Origin of the sequence: Lacibacter sp. H375, from assembly GCF_037892425.1 — a bacterium.
Classification (GTDB): domain Bacteria; phylum Bacteroidota; class Bacteroidia; order Chitinophagales; family Chitinophagaceae; genus Lacibacter.
On record NZ_JBBKTT010000001.1, the window covers coordinates 1,928,503 to 1,954,139 of the forward strand.

Sequence of the window (25,637 nt, forward strand, 5' to 3'; positions counted from 1 at the left end):
TTTTAAACCTTTTAAACAGAAATAAGTTGTTTAATTATATAAAATCTAGATGCACATCTTTTACTATTTTAGTTCTTCATGAAACATTCCAGGCTTTCGTTGCTCATTTGTATGCTTGCGATCCTTTATACAGGGTTGATCTATTATCCTAAGTGGGAGAAGCAGGGAACAGAAGCAACTATCAGCTGGGATGTCTCTGGCTATTATATGTATTTGCCGGCTTTATTTATTTATAAGGATGCGAAAAAATGCAGCTTTCAGCACAGTATTATTCAAAAATATTGCCCAACACCCGATTTCCAGCAGGCATTTCAACATGCATCCGGTAATTATGTAATGAAGTATTCATCGGGCCAGGCAATATTGATGATGCCTTTTTTTCTTACAGGTCATTTGTTTGGAAAAATATCATCATACCCTGCGGATGGGTTTTCGTATCCTTACCAATTAGCGATTGGTCTGGGTATGTTAGTTTATGCATTTATTGGGTTATGGTACTTACGAAAAATATTACTCACTTATTTTTCTGATTCTGTAACTGCAATAACAATTGCAGCAATTGTACTTGCCAGCAACTATTTCAACTATGCAGCAATTGATGGTGCCATGACGCACAATACATTGTTCACTATCTACTGTGTCTTGCTTTATACAACAATCAGATTTACACAACAGCCATCTTTTCTTAAAGCAATTGCAATTGGAAGTTTATGCGGATTGGCAGCGCTAATACGACCAACAGAAGTCATTACAGTTTTGATTGCGGTCTTATGGGGCATCCAAAACTTCAAAGAGTTAAAGGAACGACTTGTTGCTAACTGGAGGTATTACACCCTTATGGCTTTTGCATTTTGCGTGGTTATTTCCATTCAACCACTATACTGGAAATGGGCCACAGGAGAGTGGATCGTATATAGTTACCAGGATCAGGGTTTCAATTTTTTAAAACCTCACTTGTGGAAAGGGATCTTTGATTTCAGAAGTGGCTGGCTCATTTACTCACCCATATTCATCCTGGTGATTCCTGGTTTTTATTATTTGTATCAGCAGCAGAAGAAAATATTTCCAGTGGTGCTTTTATTTAGCGTTCTGTTTATTTATATCTGTTTTTCATGGGATCAATGGTGGTATGGTGGCAGCTTAGGTGCCAGGGCAATGATTCAATGTTATCCTGTATTAGCTTTTGCATTAGCGGCATTTGTGCAAAACATTACGGAGAAAAAAGAATGGGTGAAGATCGGTTTCGCTGCTTTTTCTTCACTATGTATGTATTATAATTTCTGGCTTACACACCAGGCGCACAAGGGAGGATTGTATAAAGCCGGGGAAATGACAGGAGCATACTGGAAAGCTGTGTTGTTTAAGCAGGAGGCAAACAGGAAATGGGATTACCTGCTCGATAATAATGAGCTTTACAAAATGTATCCCCAGAATGTAACTACTGTCTATACAAATAATTTTGAAACAGATACATCGGCATTAGTGACAGAAATAGATAGTGTAAACGGAAAAAAACTATTGCTTTCAAAACCGGATCAATACAGCACGGAGTTTAAATTCGCATTAAAGAAGCCTCAACAGAAATGGATCAGAGCCAGTGCAGATTTTACATCGGTACAAAAAGAATGGGAGACCTGGCGAATGGTTCAGTTTTGTATTCGCTTATACAAGAACGGGAAAATGGTAAAACACAACTACCTGCGTGTTCACCGTTTGCTAAACGATAACGAGACGAAGAATATATTTATTGATATGAAGGCTGGTAATATTGATTTCGACGAAGCAAGAATATATTTCTGGAACCCAGCCAGTGATAAACCGCTTATAGTTGACAATCTGCAGGTTGTTACATTCGATTACTGAGCAGATACTATTTGATTCGCTTGTTTTAGTTTAATCAGTTTCACAGTACCTTTTTGAAGAAGAACAGAATCGAATAAATATTGATAACCTGGGTTTTCATCAATTATCCTGCTGTCGCTATATATATAACGTACATTCTTTGTGCGAATCATATCATCTATCCATTCCTTTGGTAATTGATCGTTATTAAAAACATATCCTTTTTTATCAAGCAGATATGGCCAGATATGTAAAGACACATCATTCATGAATATGCAACGTGCTTCTACTGGTATGGCCTGTTTTAATTCCTGCTGATGAATAATTATATTATCATTGATATAAGAGCGTTCAACTGTCCAGTTCTCCTGTACCGTACCATAAGTGAGTACCGGCATTAACACTGCAATAGCAGTAATTATGTAATTGGCTAAACGGGTATAACTAAACAGGAAATTAATTCCGGCAGCAATCAGTAAGTAAAGAAATGGAAGAAAAGGCATCAGGTAGTAATCATGAATAATATCAATTGGAAAGAATTCGTAAACGAAATAGAGAACAACGAGCAGAAAGCCTGAAGCAATTTGCCAAAATAGTTGCTTTTTATAGTAACGCTTCACAACTATTGCAATTACACCGCAAAAGAGTAAGATCAGTCCGGCGTAATTTAACAGCAATTGAGGCAACATGGTTGTATAGTGATATTGGAGTATTTCGCTAATACGGTTTGACTGACCGCTGTAGTTGAAGTTGCCTTTTAATACAGGGTTTTCGCCCCATTCGGGTATAACTGTGTAATACCAGGTTGCTGCTGGTATCATTAAAAGGAGGTAAGGCAAAGCAAATGAAATTTTCTTACTGATGGGTGACGGGTTTTTAGCACGGGTGGCTAAAATTGATGAAAGAAATGCATGCGCATAAATACCGGCGAAGAGAATATATGGCAGTTTAATAAGGGTAGCAAATCCGACACAAGTAGCAGAAAGAATTACAAATAAAAAACGGTTAGAGTTCCGGTATTTTATAAAGTAATACATTGACCAGATTGCAAAACAAAGCGCCAGATTATCCGGTATTGGATTGAGTGTATAATAGTAAAACACAGGAGAGAAACTAAAAGACCATGCTGCAATTGCAGCAACATGAAATTGTTTGAACAGAGCATATACCAATAAGAAGAATCCTGTAATGCTGATGATACCAAGCAGGAACATGCAGATCCTTGTTACAACAATACTTTCGCCAAATACATGATAAAGTTGTGCAACTGTCCATTGCATAAGCGGAAAATCGGTGCGGAGTATTTGTGGCTCACCTGCTGTATCAAGAATGTTTACCCGTGGATGAAGAATGTTATTATCAACTCTGTAAAAGTTTGAGATGTTTAATTGGGTTTGCGACTGCCGCCATACATGTATGCCAATGAGATCTTTTTGGAATACTGACCAATGCATCAATATGCTTACTAATATAATAACGGCGATGGTAAGTGCACTACGATATTTCGAGAACAATGATGTGTTCATTCCGGGTTGTGAATAGTTTGTAAGTTATTCTTCATCCAACAAATCAGGTCTCCGTTCTTTTGTGCGTTGTACTGCCTGCTCATGCCGCCACTCTTCAATTTTTTTCAGATCACCACTCAATAAAATGTCAGGGATCTTCCAGCCGTTGTACTCTGCCGGACGTGTATACACAGGTGGGGCCAATAAATGATCCTGAAACGAATCAGTAAGTGCCGATGTTTCGTCGTTCAGTACACCTGGAATGATTCGACCAATGGCATCAACCAACACAGCAGCTGCTAATTCTCCACCACTCAATACATAATCACCAATGGAAATTTCCATGGTTACATAATGCTGACGGATACGTTCATCAATGCCTTTGTAATGACCGCAGATGAGTAATAAATTTTCTTTTAATGAAAGACGATTAGCGGTTTGTTGTTTCAACGTAACACCGTCCGGTGTGAGATAAATAATTTCATCAAACTTTTTTTCCTGCTGCAATTCAAGTATTGCTTTTTCTAATGGTTCGCACATCATCACCATGCCTGCGCCACCGCCGTATTGGTAATCGTCCACTTGTCCGTATTCATTTACGGCCCACTTGCGCAGGTGATGAACTGTAACGGTCAACAATCCTTTTTCCTTTGCCCGTTTCATGATCGAATGATTTAGCGGGCTATCCAGCAATTCAGGAACAATGGAAATAATGTGAATGTGCATGATGCAAACTTAATTAACAATTCCTTTTTAGAACCCCGAATTATTTTTGAAGAAACCTAGCTTATGCGCCTTTTTTTACTCCTATTCCTTTGTTTTCTTATCTCATGCACTGTTTATACTCCCGGACAATACCTTGCTCCACAAATCAATTCCCTTTCTAGCATTCCATTGCGTCCGCACAAAAACGATGTAGATGTTTATTTCAATACCGACAAACCAACAAAGCCTTATTACCGGGTTAAGATGGTGGAAGTACAAGGTGATCCTTTTCTTAGTTCCGATCAGATGTTATCAAAATTAAAAGAACAGGCAAAAAGAGAAGGCATTGATGGCCTACTTATCAGCGATGTTGGTAAACAAGCAAACAATACAACCACACTTCCATCAGGCGATGGGGTGATTGCTTACCAAAAACTTGTAGCGCTTGGTGTGAAATACAAGGAACGAATTGATTATATGGATCAGATACTGAAGGAGCAGACAGTAAAACTCTGGCCGGATGATAATCCTGAGCCCAAAATATTCACTATTAGTTTTGATTTAAACGGACAGCTTCTCCCGTTTAAAGATGGATTCGAAAAGCAGTTTTTTAATTATGAAATTTATCCGTTTGAAGATGAGAATACGATTTACTTCCCGTTGAAAAACTGGGAGTATAATCTTGATACACTAAACATGTTTTTTTCAAAACGAATGATGCAAAATAATACAGCAGTTATACACTCAAAGTTTAAACTGATTGGAACGACCGCATCAATTAAAACAATGAGCAATGGAAGCGATAACATCTATAAGTTTGAGCTCGAACGTATTTATATAAACCGCAATGCCCTGCCTGCCGAACGAAAACTTCGAAAGGTAAATGCCAAAAATTATGAGTGGGTAGAAGAGATTTTATACCGGGCAAATGGGTTGCCGGATAAAACCAGGCGATACAAGATTGTGAATGGCAAAAAAGTGTTGTATTTCGAAATTGAAAATACTTATCATAGCACAAACGATTTGCCTGCTACAGATAGTTAATCCTCCATAAAATCATCAAGGTCTCTGCGTTCACGTTTTGTTGGTCGTCCCACTTTGCTCAAACGTTTACCCGTATGAAATGAAGATGCAACAGATTTCATGCGTTCCAGTTCTTCAACAGGGGTTATATCAATATAGTATTTGATGGCTTCACTGTATTGTAAACGGTTGTGGAGTAAGCCGGTTACTTTAATTCGCCAGCGTCTTGCTTCGGTCTTCACTTCATATTCGTCACCCGCATTCACTGTTTTTGATGCTTTGCAGGAATCACCGTTATGCTTCACCTTGCCACTTTCACAGGCTGCTGCTGCCTGGCTGCGTGTTTTAAACAGGCGGATAGCCCAGAGATATTTATCAATACGGAGTTTTTCTTTTGCTTCCATAACAGTTGCAAGTTACAATTTGTGTTTTGATTATATTCGGACACTCAAATCAATCGTATGAAGAAAATTTTTCTTGGCTTTTGTTTTTTAGTTCTTACGTTTTTATCATTTGCTCAGTTTAAAGCGGATAAGGTAAAATGGACGCCTGATAACAACGGGGTTTATGAAAACGACAACAATGCCATCGTCAGCACCAATTTTAAAACAGGTCAGCAAAAAGTAATTGTACCTGCTGATGTATTGAAAGCGAATAAGATCAGCATCAAAGATTTCAGCATTACGGCCAGTGAATCGCAGGTGCTCATCTTTACCAATACAGCTAAAGTATGGCGCTACAATACACGTGGTGATTATTGGTTGTACGATGCCGCAACAAAAAAACTGCAGCAGGTAGGGAAAGATAAACCTGCCCAATCATTACTGTATGCGAAGCTTTCACCCGATGGTAAAAAAGTAGCGTATGTTCATGCCAATAATGTATATGTAGAAGATATTGCAACAGGTGTTGCAACTGCACTCACATCCACAAACAATAATAAGAAACTCATAAACGGCACCTTCGATTGGGTGTATGAAGAAGAGTTTGGCTGCAGAGATGGTTTTCGCTGGAGTGCCGATAGTAAGAGCATCGCTTACTGGCAGGTTGATGCCAACCAGATCAAAGATTATTACATGCTGAATACCACTGATGATATTTATTCGAAAGTGATCCCTGTTGAATATCCGAAAGTGGGCGAACAACCATCGCCTGTAAAAATTGCTGTGGTAAATATTGAAACAGCAAAAACAACCTGGATGAATATTCCCGGTGATCCTGCAAACAATTACCTGCCCCGAATGGAATGGAGTGCTGCAAATGAATTAATTGTTCAGCAACTCAACCGAAAACAAAACGAAAGTAAATTGTATTTCTGCAACACTGCGACAGGCGAAGCGAAACAGTTCTATACGGAAACAGACAAAGCTTGGATCGATATTAAAAGCAGATGGAATGATGATGATCCCCGTGGCTGGGAGTTTATTGAAAACGGCAAATCATTTTTATGGGTTAGTGAAAAAGATGGTTGGCGACACATTTACAAAGTAACCCGTGATGGAAAGGAAACATTACTCACCGTTGGCAATTATGATATTGCAACTATCAGTGCCGTTGATGAAGCAAAGAATGAATTATACTTTATTGCATCACCCGATAATCCGATTCAACGTTATCTCTACAAAGTAAAAATGGATGGTAAGAGCAAATCGGTTCGTGTTACACCTGCCGGTTATGATGGTACGAACAGTTATGAGTGCTCACCCAACGGAGCTTTTGCTGTGCATAGTTTTACAAGTCGTGCTGTTGCGCCTGCTACACAATTCCTCAACCTTGCAACACATAAACCTGTTGCAGGTGAAGAATTATTGAAGACGATGAAGCCGGTGAAGAAAGATAATCTGGAATACTTTACCATTACCACCGACGATGGCGTGACCATGGATGGCTGGATGAGTAAGCCAAAGAACTATGATCCATCAAAGAAATATCCTGTTTTACTTTATGTGTATAGCGAACCTGCAGCAACAACTGTAGAAGATGATTTTTATGCAGGTAGTAATTTTATGTTTGGCGGTGATATGAATGCACAGGGTTACTTCTATGTATCGTTCAACAACCGTGGTACGCCAACATTGAAAGGTGCTGAGTGGAGAAAAAGTATTTACAAACAGATCGGCCGCATTAACATCCGTGACCAGGCAATGGGGATGAAAAAATTATTGGCCGATCGTTCTTATCTCGATGCAAGCCGTGTTGCAGTTTGGGGATGGAGCGGTGGTGGCTCAACAACATTACATTTGATGTTCCAGTATCCCGATCTTTTTCAAACAGGTATTGCTGTTGCAGCAGTAGCAAATCAATTGTTCTACGATAATATTTACCAGGAACGTTACATGGGTTTGCCACAGGAGAACAAAGATGATTTCATTAAAGGCTCTCCAATCACTTATGCAAAAAACCTCAAAGGAAATTTATTGTACATCCACGGCACTGGTGATGATAATGTTCATTACAGCAATGCAGAAGTGTTGGTGAATGAATTGATCAAACAGGGTAAACTGTTCCAGTTTATGCCTTATCCTAACCGTACACACAGCATCAGCGAGGGCGCAGGAACGTTTCAACATTTATCAAAACTGTATACGGCTTATTTAAAAGAAAAATGCCCTCCTGGAGCGAGATGATGATTAGCATCATGACTTGCTTCCAACTTTAAGAGGAGGAAAAATAAAAGTATTGGCTTTAGCCTTGAACAGGTTAAAGCCAATTTCTTTTCTGATCTGGTTGGTTATAGTTCTTCACCCAAAAAATCTTATCTTAACCATTCAACTACATTGCATGAGAACAAAACATTTTTTCTTTTCACTTCTTTTGTTATTTGGATTACAGGCTACTGCGCAACGTACACTTATCCATTGTGGCAAACTCATCGATACAAAAGATGGGAAAGTAGTAAGTAACGTAACGATCATAGTACAAGGCAATCTTATTGCTGATGTGGTAAATGGCTTTACCACTGCTGCAGCCAACGATAAAGTGATCGACTTAAAAAATAAAACCGTGATGCCCGGCTTAATGGATATGCATGTGCATGTGGAAAGTGAAACAAAGAAAGGAGCAGTTGCCGATCGCTTCATACTTAATCCACCCGATATTGCATTTCAAAGTACAGTGTATGCACGAACTACATTGATGGCTGGTTTCACAACGGTTCGTGATCTTGGTGGCAGCGGTGTAAATCTTTCGTTACGTAATTCTATTAACAGAGGTATTGTTGTTGGTCCACGTATTTTTTCTGCAGGCAAATCAATTGCAACAACAGGTGGTCATGCCGATCCTACAAATGGTTACAGCAAAGCGCTCATGGGTGATCCCGGACCTGCAGAAGGAGTTATCAACGGACCGGAAGAAGCATATCATGCAGTTCGCCAGCGTTACAAAGATGGAAGTGATTGTATCAAGATCACTGCAACAGGTGGCGTGTTAAGCCAGGCGAAAGATGGATCAAGTCCGCAGTTTACAGTGGAAGAAGTAAGAGCGATTGTCACAGCAGCAAAAGATTATGGATTTATTGTGGCGGCACATGCGCATGGAGCAGAAGGCATCAAGCGTGCAATTAAAGGAGGTGTTACAAGTATTGAACATGGAAGTTATATGGATGATGAAGGTATTGCATTGGCAAAAGAATATGGTACATGGATGGTGCCAACGATCACCGCTGGTAAATCAACGGCCGACAGTGCAAAGATCCCCGGTTACTATACTGATATTGTTACACCAAAAGCATTGGCTGTGGGTCCGCAGATACAAAGCACATTTGCACGTGCATATAAAGCAGGGGTGAAGATTGCTTTTGGTACAGATGCAGGTGTGTTTGCACATGGTAAGAACTGGATGGAGTTTGTGTATATGACAGAAGTGGGTATGCCGCCGATGGAAGCTATTCAAACTGCAACAAAGAACGCAGCAACCATGTTGAATATGTGGGATAAATTCGGCAGTATTGAAAAAGGAAAGATCGCTGATATCATTGCTGTTGATGGTGATCCGTTAACGGATATTAAAGTGATGGGTAAAGTTGTATTTGTGATGAAGGAGGGGAAAGTATATAAAAAGGATGGAGTACAGGTGTTGTAAGATTTTTCTGATGATATCAAGAAAGGCTCGTGTATGCACGAGCCTTTCTTATTTAGTTGGCAACAGTGTTGAAATCAACATTCCAGCACGAACTTCTCCTATTGCATTCTTCTGTTTTACTCTGTACCTTATCGCATCTAAAAACATCTGTCATGATCGATAACTTCTACCTGGCATTAGCTGCTATCCTGTTGTTGCCGTTGATACCTGCCTACATCATTTATAAATTTCTTCCTGAAAGTGAAACCAATGTTGAAGGGCCTTACAAAAAACTTAATCTGAAATTAAAAGGTGCATTCGCCGGTTATTTCCTGTTGGTGTTGCTTAGTCTTGGACTGCAGTATGTAACCATGAGCAGCAGTGATGGAAAAAAGATCGAGCAACTGACAAGATCTATTAACGATAGCACCGTATTACTACAAACCTATCGTTCGCAAATTGAAGCAAGCAAGAATCCTGTGATCGATTGGAAAATAAAAGGCATTGTTGCACCGGGTGAAAAAGAAGGCACACGTTTCTTTTTTGATGATGGCACTACGTTAAAAAATCCTGATGGTAGTTTTGAACTGATCAAACGAAGTATTGCTGCTCATGGAAAAGCGAACCCGCCCAAATGGATCTGCGTGTACAATCCAGTTACAGGATATCAGGTCATTAGTTTAAACAGGGAAATACCTCATCCCGATATTGCAAGCTATAACGTTAGCTTCAATGATGAGCATCATGAAATTCTTATCCGCAAAATAATTGATATTAACAGCGCAGCAAAAGATTCAATTGTTGCTGTTGCCGGTTTCTTAGAAAAAAATCCGGAACTAAAAGCTAAGTTCATTCAGGTGAATCCTGATTTCTTTGATAAAGCAGACAGGGCAAAAATAATACGGGATCGAAACAGATTAGTGCATCTGCCGGTAAAGCAGTAGATGAAAGATAATTAATAGACAGCGTCATAATCTGCTTTAAAGTCCACCTCAGTCCATTCGCCTTTTTTTACTTCAACAGGGAAAATATTGTTATCACTATCGAAAAGATTGGCATAAAACAAGTCCCCCTTTTTTATAAAGAGCGAATATTTTCCCGGTTTAAGTTTTAGTTTAAAAGAACCATCTTCATTTGTTTCTAGCTGCTTTACCAGTTTAGTCGAAACCATGGTATAAAACCCGTTTCGTTCAGTTACCTGGCTGCGGTTTGTTAATTCATACACGTATAAGGTAGTTTTAAAAGCAATCCCTTGCGAAACAGGTAAATCGGGTGAAGGCATTTGATTACCACGAATCCGCAAAACATGTCCTTTTACGCCTTGTTTACGAAAACAGGCAGTAGATGATAAACTGAAAGAAGACAAAACAATAAAACTCAAAACTGCTGCAAATACTGTATAAGCAATGGTGATTTTTTTGCCTGTTAAGCTGTAACGTTTCATCGGTTTGAAGATTATTAACGTAAATTAGTTTTTTTAATAGTAATAGCATGCAGAAATACATTTTTCGTTCAATTCTCTCTTTCTGTTTCCTTCTGATTTTCCAACACTTGTTTGCGCAAGTAACAACCAACAGTGTTCTCCTTCGTAAAGCAGCAGTTGTTCAACAGGAAAAGGAAAAAATCCTGGCAAAACAATTAGCGGAACTGGCAAAGAAAAGAGGATGGGAAACAGTTTTGCAATGGAAAAATGGAGGTATTGCTTTATTAACAGGAGTTGATGGTTTTGGTAACCCCATTTATACGGCCACGGATAATAACACATTGGCTGCTGCCACAATTGGTACAAATGCCCTATGGAACGGTGGTATTCTAGGTTTAAATCTTAGTGGATCATCCAATAATGTAAAGGATAAAATGGCCGTGTGGGATGGTGGCAGAGTACGTAGTACACACGTAGAACTTACCGGGCGGATATTACAGAAAGATGGAGCTGCGGTTAACAGCGATCATGCAACACATGTTTCGGGAACCCTGATAGCCAGTGGTGTAAATCCATATGCAAAAGGAATGAGTTTTGGTTTGCAACGCCTGCTGGCTTACGACTTCAACAGTCATCTTTCCGAAATGCTCAACGAAAGCCCTAACCTCCTTATTTCGAATCACAGTTATGGTACAATTGCAGGGTGGAACTTCAATGCAACACAAAATCGTTGGGAATTTTATGGACGATACGACGCTACCGAAGACTATAAGTTTGGTTATTATTCATCGGATGCGCAACTGTTCGACTCAATTGCATACAATGCTCCTTATTACCTGATTGTAAAATCAGCAGGAAACAATCGGAGTGAGAATGGCCCCGCAGTGGGAGCAACATACTGGCGTTTTGATATTAATGGAAGTATGACAAATGCCGGTGCACGACCGGGAGATATTAGCAGTAACGATGGTTTCGATATTATTTCAACCTATGGAACTTCAAAAAACATTTTAACTGTTGGGGCAGTAAACCCTATTGCTTCCGGATATACTCGACCTACCGATGTAGTGATATCTTCATTCAGTAGTTGGGGGCCTACAGATGATGGTCGTATCAAACCAGATGTAGTAGCAGATGGTGTGGGCCTGCTGTCCAGTGTCGCCACAACTGATAATGCCTATTCGTCTTTAAGCGGCACTTCTATGGCAAGTCCAAATACTTCAGGTTCACTTTTGTTATTGCAGGAATATTATTCGCAATTAAATGGCGGCAACTTTATGCGTGCAGCTACATTAAAAGGGCTGGTAATTCACACAGCAGATGAAGCAGGCTTTAGTCCCGGTCCCGACTACCAGTTCGGGTGGGGGCTAGTTAACATCAAAAAAGCAGCACAAGTGATCGCTTTAAACAACAGTAAACATCTTATTCTGGAACAAAACTTAACTACTTCCACTACTACCTATAGCTTGCCGGTAGTAGCAAGTGGTAATGGTCAGCTATCTGCCACCATTTCGTGGACCGATCCGAAATCAGAAATTGTAGAACCTGTTGCAACAGCTTTAAACAATCAAACTATTAAATTGGTGAACGATCTTGACATAGTGATCAAGAAAGGTTCAACTGTTTATCGTCCCTGGATATTAGATCCAGGCTTCCCAGCCGGAGCCGCTTCCAAGGGAAATAATATTCGTGACAACGTAGAAAAAGTAGAAGTGACGGATGTAGTACCCGGCGAAACCTACACAATTGAAGTGACTTTTAAAGGAACGCTGGCACGGGGGGCGCAGGCCTTTTCGCTTCTTGTAAGTGGGATTGGAGGCACAGCTTATTGCTCATCGGCATCAACCAATACTGCCGGGGCAAGAATCGACAGCGTTTCTTTTTCTAATATTCAAAACAAAAATGTTGCAGGTTGTACCAGCTACTCCAATTTTACAAATTTTGTTGGCAATGTGCAATCAGGTCAAACCATTCCCTTTTTTGCTCGCCTGAATAGTTGTGATGCAAGTAGTACAGATAAGGTTCTGAAAATATTTATCGATGCAAACAATGACGGTGATTTTGCTGATGCCGGTGAATTGCTTGCTACAAGTTCAGTTATTAATGGCAATGGTGATTACACGGGCAACATTGGCATCCCGGCAGGAATAGGCGTTGGTAATTATTGCATTCTTCGGGTTGTAATGGTTGAAACAAATGATGCATCTTCTGTTACATCCTGTAATAGTTACACAAAAGGTGAAACACAAGACTACAGGGTGCTTATAACAACGCCATCAACAGACGTAGGAATCAACCGGCTTGTTAGCCCCCAACCCGGCGATTGCAGCAGTAACGCAAAATACGTTACCGTAAACATCCGGAACTACGGCAATAGCCCTCAAAGTAATATACCGCTTACTGTCACTATTAAACAAGGTGCTACAACTGTTGCTACACTTAGCGCTACCTTTTCAGTCAGCATCCCTGCTTTCGCAGAAAAAAGTTACACTTTTCAAACTCCTTTTGAAGCATTGCCAGGCATTACTTATACTATTACCGCTAATGCGGCGCTGGCAGGAGATCAGGATGCATCGAATAATGAAAATATTACTCAGTTCAATGTTAGTGCCGGCCCTTCAACATTATCAGCAACGGCAGTAATTTGTGAGAACAATGTACTGTTGAACGCAGCTCCAACCAACTATGACCTGTACACCTGGTATACATCGGCCAATGCGACAACCCCGGTGGCCACCGGCTATACAGCAAACATTTCAACAATTGCTTCTACTTATTATCTTGGTATAAATGAGGAAGTAAAGATTGGCCCTGCAACTAAGCAAGTTTTTGCTGATGGAGGGTATAATGTATTTAATGGTAACCTGGTTCGTATTACTGCCGAACAGGCAACGACATTGCAAACTGTCAGACTGTATATTGGCCATCCAGGAAGAATTACTTTCCATCTTAGGGAACTGGCGAGTTATAATGAAACTACCGGAGCCTATTCTTACTTCCCTGTGTCTTCCGTGTCACTTGATGTTACTGCAACTGCATTAACACCTCCTGTTCTCGGAGCGCAAAATAATAGCCTTTCTGATCAGGGTGCTATCTACTATCTAGGACTTACCATTCCCAAAGCAGGAAATTATGCATTAGTGATACAATGCGAAAACGGGGCATCGATCTTCAGGAATAACAATATCACTTCTATGCCTTACCCATACACCATACCCGGCTTACTTTCTATAACAGGCAATTCTGCTATCCAGGCAGGATCGCCCGATTATTTTCAGGGTTTTTATTATTTCCTGTACGACCTAACTGTTAAACCGTTAGGATGTGGTATGCCACGCCGGGCAATAACGCCGACTACCATAAACAAACCAGTAATTTCAGTTTCAGGAAATATACTTACAAGTACAGCTTCACAGAATTATCAATGGTTTAAAGATGGAGTGGGCATCCCCTCTGCCAACAGTCAATCATATTCAGCCACCAGCTCTGGTAGCTATACCGTTCAAACGCTTGAAAGTAACTGTATCCTGGTTTCTACTGCTGTAAACTTTGTAACCACAGCAATAAATAATGTCGATCCATCAACAATCGGATTGCTGGTTACACCTAACCCAACAATCACAGGAAAGTTTACTATACAACTTGTAACAAAAACAAAAGATGACCTTACAATTTCGTTATTAAACACAGTTGGTCAACAGGTGTTTTATTCAAATACTCCTCAATTCATTGGCAGATTAACTAAACAGATCGACCCTGGCAAGTTGCCTGCCGGTATATATTATCTGCAGATCAGGCACGATAAAAAATATTACACAAAGAGAATTATGATTACGCAATAGTTTCATCTTTTCTTATTCTGAAAAAGGGACAAAACAAAGGGCGCAGAAAATGCGCCCTTTGTTTTTTTATGTTCAACAACTTACGCTTCCGCAAAATGCTTATGGAAATACGGAATGGTTTCAATGCCTTTATAGAAATTAAAGATGTCGTACTTCTCGTTCGGGCTGTGTAGGTTGTCGCTGTCTAAACCAAAACCCATGAATACGATCTTAATGCCGAGCTCTTTTTCGAACAACGCACAAATAGGGATACTACCGCCACCACGAACAGGAATAGCATCTTTACCAAACGTATCCTTAATAGCTGCAGCAGCTGCTTTATAAGCTTTGCTGTCAACAGGTGTCATATAAGGTTCGCCACCATGATGTTCAAATGCATTAATGGTAACACCAGGAGGTGCAATGCTTTTAAAATAGTTCAATAATTTTTCTGTGATCTTTTCACTTGATTGATTAGGAACCAAACGTGCAGAAATTTTAGCGAATGCTTTTGAAGGTAATACCGTTTTTGCACCCTCGCCTGTGTAACCACCCCAAATGCCATTCAACTCCAATGTTGGACGGATACCTGTACGTTCATTTGTTGTAAATCCTTTTTCGCCCCAGAGTTTGTCAACTCCAAGATCAGCACTGTATTCTTTTTCGTCGTAAGGAGCAGCAGCCATCAGTTTGCGTTCTTCAGGCGTAGCTTCCACCACATCATCATAAAAACCAGGAATGGTGATATGATTGTTTTCATCATGACAGCTTGCGATCATCTTTGCCAACATGGTGATTGGGTTTGCAACAGCACCACCATACACACCACTGTGCAAATCACGGTTAGGGCCTGTTACTTCCACTTCAATATAACTCAGACCACGCACGCCAATGTCAATGCTTGGGTTTTCCATGCTGATCATGGCAGTATCGCTGATGAGCACCACATCCGCCTTTAGTAGTTCTTTATTTGCTTTTACAAAGGTGCCCAGGTTTGGACTGCCTACTTCTTCTTCACCTTCAATACAGAATTTGATATTCGTTGTGAGTGAATTTGTTTTCACCATTGTTTCCAATGCTTTTACATGCATGTAAAACTGTCCTTTATCATCGCAGGCACCACGGGCAAATATTTTTCCGTCCTTAATGGTTGGGTCAAACGGATCGCTGTGCCAGAGGTTGAGCGGATCAACGGGCTGCACATCGTAATGTCCATACACCAACACGGTTGGCTTTGATGGATCGATCATTTTTTCACCATACACGATCGGGTGACCTGCGGTGGGATAAATTGTAACGGTATCGGCACCTGCTTCAAGCAAGCGTTGTTTCACTGCTTCTGCACAAGCAACCATATCGGCTTTGTTTTCGCTTTTGGCGCTGATGGAGGGGATGCGTAATAGTTCAAGCAATTCATTCAGGAAACGGTCTTTGTTCTGTTCCTGGTAATCTTTCCAAGCCTGCATATAGTAGTTATTTTAGATTTGAAATTCAGAATCTGAAAAGGGAGTACGAAAGTAGGATATAAACCGTTACTGTCATCCCGAGGAACGAGTGATCTGACAGGCTTTATTCCAATTCTCAAAAGATTTATCCTTCGTCGAAAAGACAAGCTAGTTTTCGGGTGAGGTAGTTTTTACCTGCGGGGTTAATGAAATGTGAAGACAAAAAAATGTTTATAAATTTTGCAACATTGTATTTGTTCCGTCGTTAATATTGCACCCATAACGGCCTCTGCAGATGCTACTTCCCGCTTGCTATTGTGAAGATGTTTTCTGCAGGGGCCGTGACTATTTAGTCAACTCCCACTATAATTTTATCGTTACAGCTATCGGGCAATGATCACTTGCACCTTGTTTATCGGTTACATCGGTAAAGCGTGGACCTGTATATTTTGTTGCTTTGGTGATGAGCCCTTTTCGGATAATTTCAGGTACTGCTGTTGGGTTCGTTATTGCTAGTTGTTTCGACAAAAAAATATAATCGATCTGGTTGTATCGCTCATCAATTGGGATTGAAGTTGTGTCCCAGTAATGTGTCCATTGCTCAGCAGGATCGGTAATTCGTGTTTGCACAACATTCTCCATCCATTTGCTGTTGAGCAATTTTTTCAAACTTGTTTTATCATCAGGATAGTCGTTAAGATCACCAACAACTATCCAGTTTTCTTTTTCAGGATTGTTCTTGTATTTCTTTTTGATGATGTCTAACACAGTTTGCGATTGCAATTCTCTTCGTGCTGCTGTCTTTGCCCGTTTTTGTGCTGGTGTAAGATTACCTTTATCGAACATCGATTTAAAATGATTTACAAAAATGGTCAATGGTTTTCCTGCAATTAAAAATTCAACTTCAAGACAGTCTCTGGAAAAGACAGCTGAGCTTCCATTTTTGAGGTATTGATGTGTTTTAATACAGTCGAACGGAAGTTTACTGATGATAGCTACGTCAATGAGACGGGGATCATTTGCATCGATCAATATCCTGTATTTGTAACCTGATGAAGAAAGGTATTCAGACACAAAGTTTTTTAATGTATCGAGATTCTCTACTTCCTGCAGACACACAATATCGGCTTTGGTTGCTTTAATGGCATCAGCAGTAAGTTTACGTTCAGTTTCATTTACGGTTGTAAGCACAGTTTTGTCTATGATAAAACCGTCTTTAAGGCGTTCTTCAACCTGTTCTTTAGTTAGATTTTTATTGAAGCGGTAACGACGAAAAAGGTTTTCGCAGTTAAATGTGGCGATGGTAACTGTAGACATTGTAAAGGTATTTTGTACATCAAGATAATGTTTCAAAATACCAGTTGCAATACCGCAAAGCGGGAACGGATAACAATTGACTTAAAAAATAAGGCAGATGATTACAAAGCTTCAAAGCGTTGTTGTACAAAATCCCAATTCACTACTTTCCACCAGGCAGCAATATAATCAGGGCGTTTGTTTTGATATTTCAGATAATATGCATGTTCCCATACATCCAAACCAAGTAATGGTGTTCCTTTAATATCACTCACATTCATCAGTGGATTATCCTGGTTGGGAGTTGAGCCAATTTTCAATTGTTTATTTCCATCAACATACAGCCAGGCCCATCCACTACCGAAACGGTTTTTACCTGCATCCGTAAACTGAGTTTGTAATGCTTCGAAACTTCCGAATGATTGTTGAATTGAAGTAAGTAGTTTTCCGGTTGGTTGTCCACCAGCATTTGGTTTCATGCAACGCCAGAATAATTCATGATTGTAATGCCCGCCACCGTTATTGCGAACTTTTGCCGAGTAAGCAGATATGTTGCTGAAGATATTTTCAACTGGTTTTGATTGATCGATGTTTTCTGCCTTTGCAGCATCACGCAGGTTTGTGGCATAGGCTGCTGCATGTTTGCTGTAATGGATCTCCATTGTCATGGTATCGATCACAGGTTCAAGATCTTTATAAGCATACGGAAGAGGTGTTTGCTCAAACCCAACAAACGCTGTACCACCGGTTAACACTTTTGCTGACGTACATCCAGCCAACAAATCAACACCTGCAATACTGGCGGCTGCAACAACCATTGTTGTTTTAGCTGATTGATCAAGAAAACTGCGGCGTGAGATATGCTTTGACATAATTGTAAATTTTGAACATTTAAGTTACAACCAAAATGGTTGTACTGTTTATTGATTTCTTTTCAAAAAACGTGCTAAGCCAATTCTACGCATTGTTCGGTAATAAAACTCAGCATTGAAGAGATTTGAATCTTTCATCGCTTTCCACGTAAGAAATATACCAATAGGGATGAGTACAACTGTCGACATCCACATACCTGCACCAGCTTTCATGGTATCTTCCCTTACCATTTTTTCACCGGTGGTATTTACAATATGAAAGACGATGAAGAAGAATACAGATATCACCAATGGCAAACCCAGTCCACCTTTGCGGATGATGGAACCAAGTGGGGCACCGATCAGGAACAATACAACACAGGCAAAAGATAATGTAAACTTGCGATGCTGTTCAATCCTGTGCAGACGAAGTTGTTTTTGCTGGTCAACATATTCATACGATAAAAAGTCGATAGAACTTTTAGCGCCGGATATTTTTGTTACTGCGTTGGTATAAACGTTTCGTTTTATCGAATCAGGAATCAGCTCACTGAAGTTCTTCACTTTTTTAGCAACAGCTTTATTATTTTTCCAAACACTATCAGGCACCGACTGCATAGGAAACATTGGTCTGATATCTCTTCTAGATTTTTGCCCAAGCTTTTTAATTACTCCTTCGAGTGAATCAGCAACGGTAGTGAGTTGTTTAAGACTAAGCATTTTGTAATAGGTCTTAAAGGTAGAGTCTGCTGTTTTCGTGAGTTTAAACGAACTGAGATCGAACACTTTTTTATATTCTTTAAAACCTAAACGATAATATTCTGTTTCAGTAGTACCAGCACTTCCTTTCTCTTGGTAGCGCCATCCGTTTTGTAAGTTGAAGGATAAGAAACGTTGATCACTTGAAATAGTCATTGTTCCTTTCTCTGCGAGAATGATATTATCCTGCAATGAATAGTTATGTTCGTAAATAACAACATTGTGAATGATGGAATCATTTTCTTTGCGTCCAACTTTAATGGTATAGCCATCCAGTTTTTTATAGAATACGCCTTCTTTAATATCGAAAGCTGGCTTTGCTACTCGTATATCATACAACAGTGTACGCATTTTTAATTCAGCAACCGGTATTACATAGTTGGCAAATGCAAAAGCAACAACACCGAGTAACATTGAAACAATCAGTACGGGGCGCATAAACCGAATAAGCGGTATACCTGCACTTTTGATAGCCACCAATTCAAATGATTCACCAAGATTACCAAAAGTCATGATGGATGAAAGCAAGATGCCTAATGGCAAAGCAAGAGGCACCAGCGTTGTACTTACATAGCCAATAAACTGGATGAGGGTGAACGTGTCGATTCCTTTCCCTACAAAATCATCAATGTATAACCAGAAGAATTGAACCACCAGGATAAACACAGCAATAAAGAAGGTTGCCAGGAACGGCCCGATAAATGCTTTTATAATAAGTTTGTCTAACTTTTTAAACACAGATCTTCTTTTTTATGCAGGAATCATCAAAGGTAAGTCTTTCAGCTTTTGAGCAGCAATTGGTAACTGATGCAAATTGGATTTTAACAAAGAACAGGATAATTGAGAAAGTATACCTGCTGTTTGGTAACCTCAGTGAACGATATAAACTGGAACCGTTACTTCAACAATTACCATCTGAAACATTAATCACCTCGCCCAAAATTGCAAAAGGAGAGAATTATGAAGGCCTGCCTTATGTTATGCTCGATTATCCACGTTGTTTTGGAAAAGAAGATACGTTTGCGATAAGAACATTTTTCTGGTGGGGAAATTTTTTCAGCATCACCTTGCAACTAAAAGGGAAATATCTTGAGAAGTATGCTGAAGTTATTCAACAAAACATCAATAAAAATTTTATTGAAAACCTATGGATGAATACTTGTGATGAAGAATGGATTCATCACTTTCGAAATGATAATATGATACGCACAACAGAACAGCAGCAAAGCATCAGTGATAAAAAAATACTGAAACTTGCAGTTCAATGTAAACTTGAAGAATGGGACAAAGCCGAAGCGAAATTATCCGCTTCCTTTCAACAACTGTTAGAGTTAGTGCAACAACATTAACTGCCTATACGGTGAAAAAGATCTTTCACCTGGTATTCCCACAAGCGACTCTGATCTTTGATTTCTTTTTTATCAGCAAAATCTTTTACAATCAATATTGTTTGATTGGAAATTTCAGTGCGTTCAATTCTGAATTCAAAGTATTCTTCTTTCGGAGAATGTGTCCAGCGGTAACGTACAAACTTATCTAACTCACTTTCCAATAATTCAGCTTTTTCATCTGAACCATTCCAGTTAAACGAAAAGATACCATCCCGTTCATCAACTTTATCAGCAAACCATTCCTGGAGACCTGACGGCGTTGCTAAAAATTCGTATAAAATACCTGGCGAGCACCGTACTGGAAACTCCAGTGTGTATAAAACTTTCTTACTCATTTGTTCTTTCGCAGAGCGATTTGATGCAATAATAAAAAAATAATGCAGTAATCAAAATTTTTACTTCTTTATTATTGTTTAATTATTATTTCAATAAAGTTAAACAAAACCGACAAATTTCGCTGAAAAGCAAGCCTGACGGGGCTTTTTTTTGGCTGATTTGGTAAATAAGGTTAAATTAGGATGAAGTTTTAAGACCTAATACTCAGGTAATGTAAAGGTTTTTATTTGTGATTTATTACATTATCAGGGTTTGAGTGTCCTGAACTATGAAACAACATCAGATTAACCTAAAACCAAAGCTTATGAGCATGCGCCAACTCAAAATCACAAAATCTATCACTAACCGTGAATCGCAGAGTCTTGAAAAGTATCTGCAGGAGATCGGTAAAGTGGAATTAATCAGCCCTGAAGAGGAAGTAAAACTTGCTGAACGGATCAAACAAGGTGACCAGCGGGCACTCGACCGTTTAACAAAAGCCAATCTTCGTTTCGTGGTATCTGTAGCTAAACAATACCAAAATCAGGGTCTCTCTCTCCCGGATCTTATCAATGAAGGAAATTTAGGATTGATCAAAGCGGCACAACGTTTTGATGAAACCCGTGGTTTTAAATTTATTTCCTACGCCGTTTGGTGGATCAGGCAAAGTATCCTGCAGGCATTGGCCGAGCAATCAAGAATTGTTCGATTGCCATTGAATAAAGTAGGATTAACCAATCGTATCAACAAAGCCTTCTCACAACTTGAGCAGGAGTATGAACGTGAACCTTCAGCAGAAGAACTGGCAGAACTGCTTGAACTTGAAATTGAAGAAGTATCGTCTACACTAAGTATTTCATCACGCCACGTAAGTATGGATTCTCCAATGAGTGATGGGGAAGACAATACACTGATGGATGTAATGGAAAACCCAAATGCTGTTGCAACAGATGGTGAGCTTGATCACAATGAATCGCTCCGCACAGAAATTACACGTTCTCTTAAAACATTAACGGAACGTCAGCAGGATGTGATCAAGTATTTCTTCGGTATTGGAGTTGATCATCCATTGAGTCTAGAAGATATTGGCGAACGCTTCAATCTTACACGTGAGCGTGTACGCCAGATCAAAGACAAAGCAATCAGCAAATTAAAAACCAACAGCCGTTGCAAACTATTAAAAGGATATTTAGGCTAATGAAATAAATTTTACACTATTGAACGGGAGCCGAAAGCTCCCGTTTTTTTATGCAAGGAGTATTGAACGTTCAGTTTCATTTATCTTCGTAACCATCATGAACCGGATCGTATCTTATTTGCTCATTGCAGTGATCGCTGCATTATTATTTTTCCATTCGCTTGGCCGTGTTCCGTTATTTGATTGGGATGAGATCAATTTTGCGGAGAGCGCAAGGGAAATGATCGAGACAGGCAATTACATGCAGGTACAGATCAACTACGAACCTTTCTGGGAAAAGCCGCCTTTATTCTTTTGGATGCAGGTTGCAGCCATGAAAGTTTTTGGGGTGAATGAGTTTGCAGCACGGCTACCGAATGCGCTTTGTGGTATTGCTACTCTGTTGATCCTTTTTGGAATTGGTAAACGTTTACACAATGAAAGGTTTGCTTTCTGGTGGGTATTGATCTATGCAGGCACATTTTTGCCGCATCTGTATTTCAAAAGCGGCATCATCGATCCCTGGTTTAACCTGTTTATTTTTCTGGGCATCTATTTTCTAAGCCGTTTTCTTTCTGCAAAGGAGGAACGTCAAAAGTTCATGTCGCATTTAGTTTTATCAGGACTATTTACTGGCATTGCTATTTTAACCAAAGGCCCGGTTGCAGGTTTAGTGGTGTTGTTGAGTTATGGGCTATTTATTTTGTTTAACCGTGGGAAAGGATGGGTATCGATCAAATATTATCTTATTTGGGGGTTGATCGTTTTACTGGTGACGATGATCTGGTTTGGCTTAGAGATCGCCCAGCATGGCTGGTGGTTCGTGAATGAATTTATTACTTACCAGATACGTTTGTTCAAAACAAAAGATGCGGGACATGGCGGATTTCTGTTGTATCATTTTGTAGTGGTGCTCATCGGTTGTTTCCCAGCCTCATTGTTGATCTTTCGATACAAAAATCAAATCCATGAGAATAAGCATCAGCAATATTTCCGCATGTTCATGATCGCATCACTGATCGTTATATTAGTGTTGTTTACCATTGTAAAAACAAAGATCGTTCACTACTCATCATTTACTTATTTACCGATTGGCTATTTAGCCGCATCAACCGTATACGGTCTGGTTAACAGGACATCGCAATTAAAAGGCTGGCAAAAGTTTGGATTATTATTCCTGGGCATTATCTGGAGTATTCTCTTTATCGCATTGCCCTTGATCGGCAATAATATTGAGTGGATAAAACCATTGCTCACCAAAGATGCTTTTGCAATGGGTAATGTGGAAGCTGATGTGGATTGGAATTATTTCTTAATGATCCCGGGTGTATTGTTTCTTGCAGCAGTAATTGTGAGCAGCATTTGGTTACACCAAAAGAAATTTCAAAAAGCGATTTTTCTATTATTGATTGCCTGTATTGGCGCAATGCAGGTATTGCTCACATTGTTTACACCACGCATTGAACAATATTCACAACATGCGGCCATTGAATTTTACGAATCATTGCAAGGAAAAGATGTGTACATCAAAACACTTGGCTATAAAAGCTATGCTCAGTATTTCTACACACGCATTAAGCCTGATCTGCGTAAAGAAGCAAAAGATGAGAATTGGTTACTGACCGGCAATGTAGATAAACCCACTTACTTCATCAGCAAGAATACATTTGAAAAAGAAGTAATGACCAAACATGCTGATAAACTGGAGATCGTTGGGCGAAAGAATGGATTTGTGTTTTATAAGCGTAAGTAGTGTCCTTCATTTTTTTCTTTTAACCTTTCATCATTGACTTTATATTTATCCCATCAAACAAAAGATCACCGGTTGCTTATGCAGCTCCGGTATTTGCTTTTTCCATTCAGCCACTGTTTTTGTTTGAATGAATTCGTTTGCAGCAGTAAGATTTGCTGCAATGCAGATGCGTGTTTGCGGTTTGCAGCTTTTCAAAATTGTTTCAAGCAATTGATTGTTGCGGTAAGGTGTTTCAATAAATACCTGTGTACTTTGGAATTTTGCAGATAATTCTTCCAATTGATTCAGCTTTCGTTTACGCTGCGGTTCTTCAATGGGTAAGTAACCAACAAATGAAAACTGCTGACCATTCATACCACTTGCCATTAATGCTAATAAGATAGAACTTGGTCCAACCAATGGTTTTACTGTTGCACCAACCTGATGTGCAGCTTCAACCAACACCTGTCCCGGATCTGCAATGCCCGGACAACCGGCTTCACTGATAATACCAATTGTTTTGCCGGCTTTCAGCTTTTGCATGAACTGGTTCTTTACCTGTGCTTCTGCTTTATGAATAATGAACCATTCGTAATCATCGATTACAATGGCCTTATCTAATTTTTTCAGGTAACGTCTTGCCGTACGTTCGTTTTCTACAAAAAAAACATTGCATTGCTTCACCGCATCCAACACATAAGCAGGAATAGCTTGCAGACTTTCATCTTCTAACGGAGCTGGAATTAAATAAACAACAGACAAGTGAATAGAGTTTTGATCAGTAAACAGCAAATGTAAGCCTTACGGATTATCATCGGGATGATATAAACTCAAGGTAGCAGCAATTACTGCATAAGCAGGTGCTAAAACCCAACCAAGAAATGGTACAAGATGCATCAGGAAGAACACCATGCCATTGCCAATCGCCAATCCTTTGCGGTTGCTGATAAACGCAATGCTTTGCGATGGAGAAAGTTTATGGCGTTCCGTACTGTAATCGAGCATGGAGAAACCATAGTAATAACATTCAACTAAAAATGCAACCAACGGGCTGATCCAACCCACCACCGGTATTAATGAAAGCAACAGGATGCTGATAATATAAACTGTTTGCCACAATGTATTGCGCAATGCTAAACGAATGGCCCGCCAGATATCGCTCAACAATTGTTTCGTACTGAACGGGTAATCATTTCCTTCAATAATGTTTTCTGTTTTTTCGCTGAGGTATGCAAATACCGGCGAACCAACAACAAGGAACAAAAATTTGAATAAAGAGAAATAAAAGAACAGCAGGATCAAACGTACCATAATACTTGCTGTAATAAACAGAAAGTTGAGGAAGCTGTTGTTCATTGAATCGAGCCAGCTTTTGATGCCAACTACATTAAACAACCAATCAAGAAAATCACTGCTCGAACTCCAGAATAGCCACATGCCGCCCATGAACAAAAGCATGTAAACGAAGCCAGGAATGAGGATCCATTTCCATAACTTGTGACGAACAATAAATTGATGCGCCCTGAAATAAGCCTGTATCGATATAACGAGTTCCTTAAGCAAACGATCTGTTTTAAGTTGAATAAATTCCGGTGTGCTTTACAGGCAATGTGGCAAAATACAACAAAATGCAAAAGCTCGGTACAGATTTTTATGAGCGAGATGATGTTGTACAGATCGCAAAGGATCTGTTAGGGAAATATATCATCACCAAATTTGATCAGCAAACTACTGTTGGGCGCATTGTTGAAACAGAAGCTTATGCGGGTATCATTGATAAAGCATCGCATGCATACAATAACCGACGAACTGCAAGAACAGAAGTAATGTTTGGCCCGGCAGGTGTTTCGTATGTATATCTCTGTTATGGTATTCATCATTTATTCAATGTGGTGTGTAATGTAAAAGATAAACCTGATGCTGTTCTCATTCGGGGTATTGAACCTCTTGAGGGTATCGATACTATGTTGCAACGATTCAATAGAGAAAAAGCAGACAGTAGTATTGGTCGTGGCCCCGGTAATGTAAGTAAAGCCTTGGGCATCTCAACAAAACATACAGGATTACAATTGCAAAGTAAACAGATATGGTTGGCAGAAGACAGTGCGTCAACCTCTTTCAATATTCTTACTTCTCCACGTATTGGTGTTGACTATGCAGCCGAGCATGCGCTGTGGTTCTATCGCTTTTTCATTGAAGGGCATCCGCAGGTAAGCAAACATGCACTCAACAATACCGCCGTCTCATTATTCTAACTGGCAGAACTTCTGAACTCAGAACTAAAAAACTATAT

General features: G+C 39.6%; 21 protein-coding genes. 10 read left to right on the forward strand and 11 right to left on the reverse strand.

All coding sequences use genetic code 11. The features are described 5' to 3' along the window. Nucleotides 1-78 precede the first annotated feature (78 nt). The gene (locus WG954_RS08520) at nucleotides 79-1,863 is read left to right on the forward strand and encodes a hypothetical protein (protein WP_340435497.1); all 1,785 of its coding nucleotides are present in this window, start codon (nucleotides 79-81) and stop codon (nucleotides 1,861-1,863) included. Here WG954_RS08520 and WG954_RS08525 read toward each other — a convergent pair. Together WG954_RS08525 and trmD are read right to left on the reverse strand one after the other, a co-directional pair. Further along, nucleotides 1,857-3,368, reverse strand: coding sequence for an ArnT family glycosyltransferase (locus tag WG954_RS08525; RefSeq protein ID WP_340435499.1), 1,512 nt, complete (start codon nucleotides 3,366-3,368; stop codon nucleotides 1,857-1,859). The two genes, WG954_RS08520 and WG954_RS08525, sit on opposite strands and share 7 nt — an antisense overlap. A gap of 24 nt (nucleotides 3,369-3,392) precedes the next feature. Further along, nucleotides 3,393-4,073 carry a tRNA (guanosine(37)-N1)-methyltransferase TrmD gene (gene trmD / locus WG954_RS08530; protein WP_340435501.1) on the reverse strand — a complete coding sequence of 227 codons (681 nt, stop codon included), beginning with the start codon at nucleotides 4,071-4,073 and terminating at the stop codon, nucleotides 3,393-3,395. Nucleotides 4,074-4,136: 63 nt separating this feature from the next. Between trmD and WG954_RS08535 the strand changes: the two genes are divergently transcribed. Next, nucleotides 4,137-5,096 (forward strand): hypothetical protein, encoded by a 960-nt coding sequence (locus tag WG954_RS08535; protein WP_340435503.1) that lies wholly within the window; start codon nucleotides 4,137-4,139, stop codon nucleotides 5,094-5,096. On the opposite strand, the gene WG954_RS08540 is transcribed toward WG954_RS08535, so the two are convergent. Continuing rightward, nucleotides 5,093-5,479: an Hsp15 family ribosome-associated heat shock protein gene (locus WG954_RS08540; protein ID WP_340435505.1), complete on the reverse strand. Its 387-nt coding sequence runs from the start codon at nucleotides 5,477-5,479 to the stop codon at nucleotides 5,093-5,095. The two genes, WG954_RS08535 and WG954_RS08540, sit on opposite strands and share 4 nt — an antisense overlap. A 57-nt stretch (nucleotides 5,480-5,536) precedes the next feature. On the opposite strand from WG954_RS08540, the gene WG954_RS08545 reads away from it, so the two are divergent. From WG954_RS08545 to WG954_RS08555, 3 genes are all read left to right on the forward strand, one after another. Then, complete coding sequence (locus tag WG954_RS08545) at nucleotides 5,537-7,702, forward strand: S9 family peptidase (RefSeq protein WP_340435507.1); 2,166 nt, start codon at nucleotides 5,537-5,539, stop codon at nucleotides 7,700-7,702. A gap of 154 nt (nucleotides 7,703-7,856) precedes the next feature. Further along, complete coding sequence (locus WG954_RS08550; RefSeq protein WP_340435508.1) at nucleotides 7,857-9,155, forward strand: metal-dependent hydrolase family protein; 1,299 nt, start codon at nucleotides 7,857-7,859, stop codon at nucleotides 9,153-9,155. 152 nt (nucleotides 9,156-9,307) lie between these two features. Then, the gene (locus WG954_RS08555; RefSeq protein ID WP_340435511.1) at nucleotides 9,308-10,078 is read left to right on the forward strand and encodes a hypothetical protein; all 771 of its coding nucleotides are present in this window, start codon (nucleotides 9,308-9,310) and stop codon (nucleotides 10,076-10,078) included. Between the two features lie 11 nt (nucleotides 10,079-10,089). Here WG954_RS08555 and WG954_RS08560 read toward each other — a convergent pair whose 3' ends face one another. After that, on the reverse strand, nucleotides 10,090-10,578 hold the full coding sequence (locus tag WG954_RS08560) for a hypothetical protein (protein WP_340435513.1): 489 nt from the start codon (nucleotides 10,576-10,578) through the stop codon (nucleotides 10,090-10,092). A 47-nt stretch (nucleotides 10,579-10,625) separates the two neighbouring features. Between WG954_RS08560 and WG954_RS08565 the strand changes: the two genes are divergently transcribed. Beyond that, the gene (locus tag WG954_RS08565) at nucleotides 10,626-14,399 is read left to right on the forward strand and encodes a S8 family serine peptidase (RefSeq protein WP_340435515.1); all 3,774 of its coding nucleotides are present in this window, start codon (nucleotides 10,626-10,628) and stop codon (nucleotides 14,397-14,399) included. A gap of 80 nt (nucleotides 14,400-14,479) precedes the next feature. On the opposite strand, the gene WG954_RS08570 is transcribed toward WG954_RS08565, so the two are convergent. From WG954_RS08570 to WG954_RS08585, 4 genes are all read right to left on the reverse strand, one after another. Then, nucleotides 14,480-15,844, reverse strand: a complete 1,365-nt coding sequence (locus WG954_RS08570; RefSeq protein ID WP_340435518.1) for a dipeptidase — start codon at nucleotides 15,842-15,844, stop codon at nucleotides 14,480-14,482. Between the two features lie 342 nt (nucleotides 15,845-16,186). Then, nucleotides 16,187-17,140, reverse strand: coding sequence for an endonuclease/exonuclease/phosphatase family protein (locus WG954_RS08575; RefSeq protein WP_340435520.1), 954 nt, complete (start codon nucleotides 17,138-17,140; stop codon nucleotides 16,187-16,189). 101 nt (nucleotides 17,141-17,241) lie between these two features. Continuing rightward, nucleotides 17,242-17,991: a superoxide dismutase gene (locus WG954_RS08580; protein WP_340435522.1), complete on the reverse strand. Its 750-nt coding sequence runs from the start codon at nucleotides 17,989-17,991 to the stop codon at nucleotides 17,242-17,244. A 48-nt stretch (nucleotides 17,992-18,039) separates the two neighbouring features. Further along, nucleotides 18,040-19,467 carry an LptF/LptG family permease gene (locus WG954_RS08585; RefSeq protein WP_340435524.1) on the reverse strand — a complete coding sequence of 476 codons (1,428 nt, stop codon included), beginning with the start codon at nucleotides 19,465-19,467 and terminating at the stop codon, nucleotides 18,040-18,042. A 14-nt stretch (nucleotides 19,468-19,481) separates the two neighbouring features. Between WG954_RS08585 and WG954_RS08590 the strand changes: the two genes are divergently transcribed. Continuing rightward, nucleotides 19,482-20,078, forward strand: coding sequence for a hypothetical protein (locus WG954_RS08590; RefSeq protein ID WP_340435526.1), 597 nt, complete (start codon nucleotides 19,482-19,484; stop codon nucleotides 20,076-20,078). On the opposite strand, the gene WG954_RS08595 is transcribed toward WG954_RS08590, so the two are convergent. Further along, nucleotides 20,075-20,455 carry an START-like domain-containing protein gene (locus WG954_RS08595; protein ID WP_340435528.1) on the reverse strand — a complete coding sequence of 127 codons (381 nt, stop codon included), beginning with the start codon at nucleotides 20,453-20,455 and terminating at the stop codon, nucleotides 20,075-20,077. The two genes, WG954_RS08590 and WG954_RS08595, sit on opposite strands and share 4 nt — an antisense overlap. A 311-nt stretch (nucleotides 20,456-20,766) precedes the next feature. On the opposite strand from WG954_RS08595, the gene WG954_RS08600 reads away from it, so the two are divergent. Beyond that, nucleotides 20,767-21,633 (forward strand): sigma-70 family RNA polymerase sigma factor, encoded by an 867-nt coding sequence (locus WG954_RS08600; protein ID WP_340435529.1) that lies wholly within the window; start codon nucleotides 20,767-20,769, stop codon nucleotides 21,631-21,633. 97 nt (nucleotides 21,634-21,730) lie between these two features. Next, nucleotides 21,731-23,365: an ArnT family glycosyltransferase gene (locus WG954_RS08605; protein WP_340435532.1), complete on the forward strand. Its 1,635-nt coding sequence runs from the start codon at nucleotides 21,731-21,733 to the stop codon at nucleotides 23,363-23,365. Between the two features lie 45 nt (nucleotides 23,366-23,410). Here WG954_RS08605 and WG954_RS08610 read toward each other — a convergent pair whose 3' ends face one another. Beyond that, the gene (locus WG954_RS08610; RefSeq protein WP_340435534.1) at nucleotides 23,411-24,106 is read right to left on the reverse strand and encodes an SAM-dependent methyltransferase; all 696 of its coding nucleotides are present in this window, start codon (nucleotides 24,104-24,106) and stop codon (nucleotides 23,411-23,413) included. A 39-nt stretch (nucleotides 24,107-24,145) separates the two neighbouring features. Beyond that, nucleotides 24,146-24,907, reverse strand: coding sequence for an EI24 domain-containing protein (locus WG954_RS08615; protein ID WP_340435536.1), 762 nt, complete (start codon nucleotides 24,905-24,907; stop codon nucleotides 24,146-24,148). Between the two features lie 65 nt (nucleotides 24,908-24,972). On the opposite strand from WG954_RS08615, the gene WG954_RS08620 reads away from it, so the two are divergent. Next, the gene (locus tag WG954_RS08620; protein ID WP_340435537.1) at nucleotides 24,973-25,599 is read left to right on the forward strand and encodes a DNA-3-methyladenine glycosylase; all 627 of its coding nucleotides are present in this window, start codon (nucleotides 24,973-24,975) and stop codon (nucleotides 25,597-25,599) included. The last annotated feature ends 38 nt before the right edge of the window (nucleotides 25,600-25,637 follow it).

Excerpts from the sequence above, each read along its gene's own strand:
- WG954_RS08550 (WP_340435508.1), top strand. The coding sequence starts at position 7,857 with ATGAGAACAAAACATTTTTTCTTTTCACTTCTTTTGTTATTTGGATTA.
- WG954_RS08565 (WP_340435515.1), top strand. The coding sequence starts at position 10,626 with ATGCAGAAATACATTTTTCGTTCAATTCTCTCTTTCTGTTTCCTTCTG.
- WG954_RS08590 (WP_340435526.1), top strand. The coding sequence starts at position 19,482 with ATGCAGGAATCATCAAAGGTAAGTCTTTCAGCTTTTGAGCAGCAATTG.
- WG954_RS08580 (WP_340435522.1), bottom strand. The coding sequence starts at position 17,991 with ATGTCAAAGCATATCTCACGCCGCAGTTTTCTTGATCAATCAGCTAAA.
- WG954_RS08520 (WP_340435497.1), top strand. The coding sequence starts at position 79 with ATGAAACATTCCAGGCTTTCGTTGCTCATTTGTATGCTTGCGATCCTT.
- WG954_RS08575 (WP_340435520.1), bottom strand. The coding sequence starts at position 17,140 with ATGTCTACAGTTACCATCGCCACATTTAACTGCGAAAACCTTTTTCGT.
- trmD (WP_340435501.1), bottom strand. The coding sequence starts at position 4,073 with ATGCACATTCACATTATTTCCATTGTTCCTGAATTGCTGGATAGCCCG.
- WG954_RS08600 (WP_340435529.1), top strand. The coding sequence starts at position 20,767 with ATGCGCCAACTCAAAATCACAAAATCTATCACTAACCGTGAATCGCAG.
- WG954_RS08560 (WP_340435513.1), bottom strand. The coding sequence starts at position 10,578 with ATGAAACGTTACAGCTTAACAGGCAAAAAAATCACCATTGCTTATACA.
- WG954_RS08570 (WP_340435518.1), bottom strand. The coding sequence starts at position 15,844 with ATGCAGGCTTGGAAAGATTACCAGGAACAGAACAAAGACCGTTTCCTG.
- WG954_RS08540 (WP_340435505.1), bottom strand. The coding sequence starts at position 5,479 with ATGGAAGCAAAAGAAAAACTCCGTATTGATAAATATCTCTGGGCTATC.
- WG954_RS08525 (WP_340435499.1), bottom strand. The coding sequence starts at position 3,368 with ATGAACACATCATTGTTCTCGAAATATCGTAGTGCACTTACCATCGCC.
- WG954_RS08595 (WP_340435528.1), bottom strand. The coding sequence starts at position 20,455 with ATGAGTAAGAAAGTTTTATACACACTGGAGTTTCCAGTACGGTGCTCG.
- WG954_RS08555 (WP_340435511.1), top strand. The coding sequence starts at position 9,308 with ATGATCGATAACTTCTACCTGGCATTAGCTGCTATCCTGTTGTTGCCG.
- WG954_RS08545 (WP_340435507.1), top strand. The coding sequence starts at position 5,537 with ATGAAGAAAATTTTTCTTGGCTTTTGTTTTTTAGTTCTTACGTTTTTA.
- WG954_RS08620 (WP_340435537.1), top strand. The coding sequence starts at position 24,973 with ATGCAAAAGCTCGGTACAGATTTTTATGAGCGAGATGATGTTGTACAG.
- WG954_RS08605 (WP_340435532.1), top strand. The coding sequence starts at position 21,731 with ATGAACCGGATCGTATCTTATTTGCTCATTGCAGTGATCGCTGCATTA.
- WG954_RS08535 (WP_340435503.1), top strand. The coding sequence starts at position 4,137 with ATGCGCCTTTTTTTACTCCTATTCCTTTGTTTTCTTATCTCATGCACT.